At 73.2% G+C, this 2,380-nt stretch carries 3 protein-coding genes and 1 pseudogene; 3 read left to right on the plus strand and 1 reads right to left on the minus strand.

Translation table 11 applies throughout. The features are described from left to right. Positions 1–210, minus strand: a pseudogene (locus G6031_RS17635) (hypothetical protein); the annotation flags it as partial. A gap of 82 nt (positions 211–292) precedes the next feature. On the opposite strand from G6031_RS17635, the gene G6031_RS17640 reads away from it, so the two are divergent. Genes G6031_RS17640 through G6031_RS17650 form a run of 3 tightly spaced genes read left to right on the plus strand, consistent with a single transcriptional unit; the run spans position 293 to position 2,355 of the window. Beyond that, positions 293–961 (plus strand): HAD hydrolase-like protein, encoded by a 669-nt coding sequence (locus tag G6031_RS17640; RefSeq protein ID WP_179524996.1) that lies wholly within the window; start codon positions 293–295, stop codon positions 959–961. Next, positions 951–1,427, plus strand: coding sequence for a low molecular weight protein-tyrosine-phosphatase (locus G6031_RS17645; protein WP_179524995.1), 477 nt, complete (start codon positions 951–953; stop codon positions 1,425–1,427). Before G6031_RS17640 ends, G6031_RS17645 begins: the two co-directional genes overlap by 11 nt. A gap of 31 nt (positions 1,428–1,458) precedes the next feature. Continuing rightward, complete coding sequence (locus G6031_RS17650) at positions 1,459–2,355, plus strand: SURF1 family cytochrome oxidase biogenesis protein (protein WP_179524994.1); 897 nt, start codon at positions 1,459–1,461, stop codon at positions 2,353–2,355. Positions 2,356–2,380: the final 25 nt, after the last annotated feature.

A 2,380-nucleotide genomic window follows, 5' to 3' on the forward strand; every position in this document is an offset into this window, starting at 1 on the left:
CTCGCCGTCGTCGGCGGTCGGGTATCCACCCAGGTCACCGAGTCGATCGACCAACCGCTCCCGTAGCCACGCCGGCGGAGCGTCCCCGCGCACGTTGACGGCGAAGTCCACCGCACCCGGCACCAGCTCGGCATCACCGTGGTGACGCAGCGCGTCCCACGACGGACCCTCGGGCAGGTATCCGGGCGCGGATCCGGGCGCGGCGCTCATGACCGGCAGCCTAGGCGGGGCCCACGGGGGCGGCGGCGACGGGTGGCGGCGCGTGCCGGCCGGGGTCTGAGAGGATGACGGCATGCCCGACCGCCCGATCCTCCTCGTCGACCTCGACGGCACCATCACCGACTCACTGGACGGCATCGCCAGGTCGCTCCACCACGCGCTGGACACCGTCGGTGCCCGGTGGGACGACTCACGTGACATCCGCTCCATCGCGGGCCCACCCATGCCGGACACCCTCGCCTCGCTGGGGCTCGGGGGCGACGATCTGCAGCGGGCGATGAGCGCGTACCGCGAGCGCTACACCGACGTGGGGTGGCTCGAGAACGCGGTCTACGAGGGAATGGACGGCCTGCTGACGAGCCTGGCCGGCCACGGTTTCCGGATGGCCGTGGCGACGAGCAAGGACCAGCGGGCCGCGCGACGGATCCTGGAGCACTTCCGGCTCGACGACCCGTTCGAGTTCATCGGCGGCGCGGACCTGCGGGTCGGGCGGGCGGCCAAGGCCGATGTGATCGCGCACTCACTCTCCGCACTCGGCGTCGATCCGGTACCGGTGGCCGAGGGGGGCACGGGCCACGTCCTCATGATCGGCGACCGCGAGCACGACGTGGAGGGGGCCGCCCGCTACGGGATCCCCACGGCGATCGTGCGCTGGGGTTACGGCAGCCCCGGCGAGTGGGACGGCGCCCGCTGGTCCCCGGCGGACACCGCCGAGCTGGAGCGGATCATCCATGAGTGGTGACCCGCGCGTGCACGTCGTCTTTGTCTGTACCGGCAACATCTGCCGCTCCCCCATGGCCGAGGTCATGGCACGGCACGCGTTCTCCGGCGCCGGGTTCGGCGACAGGGTCACCGTCTCGAGCGTGGGTACCGGTGGGTGGCACGTCGGGGACGGCATGGATCCGCGGGCCGCGGCCGAGCTCGAGTCCCACGGGTACGACAGCACGCACGTGGCCGCACAACTGTCGGCCCCCGATCACCGGGCCGACCTGGTGGTGGCGCTCGACCGCGGCCATCGCGACCACCTCCTCGGCGCCGGGGTCGAGGAACACCGTGTCCGCCTCCTGCGGGGGTTCGATCCCGCGGCGGACGGTGAGGACGTGGCCGACCCCTACTACGGCGACCACGACGGCTTCACCCGGACCCGTCTCCAGATCGCCGAGGCGCTCCCCGGGTTGGTGGCCGAGGTGCGTGCCCTCCTGACTTAGCCCGTCGGGGTCCAGCGGATACCCTGGGGACATGCGGAGTCTGCGGCGCTTTCTGAGTCCCGGCTGGCTGATCGGCCTGCTCGCCGTGTCGCTGTTCGCCTGGGCGTGCTTCGCCCTCCTGGCCCCGTGGCAGCTGGGCAAGAGCGAGGACCTCGATGCCCGCAACACCCGCCTCGCCGAGTCGATAGAGGCCGCGCCGGCCCCGTTCGGGCAGGTGGTGGACGCTCCCGAGGCGTTCGTCGACCGCGAATGGCGGCTGGTGACACTGGACGGCCGGTGGCTACCCGACGCCGAGGCACTGCTGCGGCTCCGCGCGGTCGACGGCGAGCCGGTCTACCAGGTGTTGACGGTGTTCGATCCGGTCGATGGGCCGGAGATCCTGGTCAACAGGGGTGTCGTCCCCGTCGGCGAGAACAACACGGTCCCCGACTACGCCGCCGCGCCCGCGGGGCCCGTCGAGATCACCGCTCGGCTCCGCGCGGCGGAGAGCGGTCAGGCGGAGCCGGTCCTCGTGGACGGACTGCCGGCCGTGAGGGTCCTGGACCCCTCCGTGCTGGGCGGGGCACTCGGCCACCCGCTCGTGCCCGCCGGATACCTCCAGCTCTCCGGTGACCAGCCCGGATCGCTCACCCCGGTGCCCATCCCCGGGATAGAGAACGGCCCGTACCTCTCCTACGGCCTGCAGTGGCTCGCCTTCGGCGTCCTGGCGCCGCTCGCCCTGGCCTACTTCGCGTGGGCCGAGATCCGGGCGCGACGCCGCGACGCCGAGGCGGACGAGAACCCGGCGCCGCCGGCCGGCCCGGACGGGGACCACTCCGACGACGCCCTCGTGGACGCCCGCGAACGCGCTCTCCGCGCCCGCTACGGCAACCGGGACGACGCCGAACAGCGGCGTGCCCACCGCCGGGCGGACCGTCTCCGGACCTGACCACGACCGCGTCCCTCGCCGGGGC

It is taken from the genome of Dietzia sp. CQ4, from assembly GCF_014145125.1.
GTDB classification, from domain to species: Bacteria; Actinomycetota; Actinomycetes; order Mycobacteriales; family Mycobacteriaceae; genus Dietzia; species Dietzia natronolimnaea.